The 890-nt window shown below is 57.0% G+C and carries 1 protein-coding gene; it reads left to right on the top strand.

Annotation, left to right across the window (positions count from 1 at the left end):
• Positions 1–31: 31 nt before the first annotated feature.
• Positions 32–890 (top strand): NAD(P)/FAD-dependent oxidoreductase (locus AC1D0I_RS32645; protein ID WP_477400192.1); only part of this gene is annotated, 859 nt, incomplete at its 3' end.

Raw genomic sequence — 890 nt, 5'->3', positions numbered from 1 at the left:
GTCCACAGGATTCAAGCAGAATGGCGGCTTTATGATCGCCCTCGACGAAAATCGGCTGGAACTCCTGAGGCGCTCCTCTTCCTATGCCCAATATATTGGCGTTCTGGCCCCCATGGTGACGCCAGAAGAACTTCAAGAGGCGTGGCCGCTTCTGAACATTGATGGCATCCTAGGGGCGCTTCATATTCCCGAAAATGGTCAGGTCAATCCTGTGGACTATACCATGGCCCTGGCCAAGGGCGCTCGCCAAGGTGGCGTCAGCATCTTCGAGGATACAAATGTCACTAGACTCCTCAAACGCGGCGATAGGATCGTCGGCGTCGAGACTGAAGACGGGCAGATCGAGGCGAACACGGTTGTTCTGGCCTGCGGCATGTGGACTAGGGAACTGGCGCGCAAGGTCGGCGTGGCTGTGCCGCTTCACGCGGCCGAACACTTCTATATGGTTACGGAACCGATCGCCCAGCTCGACTCAAAAACGCCCATTCTGGTGATTTCGGAAGAACGATCTTACTACAAGGAGGACGCAGGCAAGTTGCTTGTCGGAATTTTCGAGGAGCGTGGCAAGGCATGGGCCACGCACGGCATTCCGGAGGAATTCGAGTTCGATAGTCTGCCGGGGAACTACGAGCACTACGAAAACGAACTTGCCATGGCAACAAAGCGCGTGCCGCGTCTAGAAAGCGCTGGTGTGCAGACCCTTTTCGTCGGGCCGGAGAGTTTTACCGCAGACGGCCGCTATCTCATAGGGCCGGCCCCCGAGGTCAGCGGATTATTTGTATCAGCTGGCTTCAATTCCAGCGGCATTATGTCATCAGGCGGCATGGGCAAAGTCGTGGCGGAATGGGTTGCCTCAGGCAACAGCCCGGTCGATATGCATGCGTTCGCCC

Source organism: Mesorhizobium sp. P2_D1 (assembly GCF_056404455.1).
Note: the sequence above shows the minus strand (reverse complement) of the source record. Positions and strands in the feature narration are given on the sequence as shown.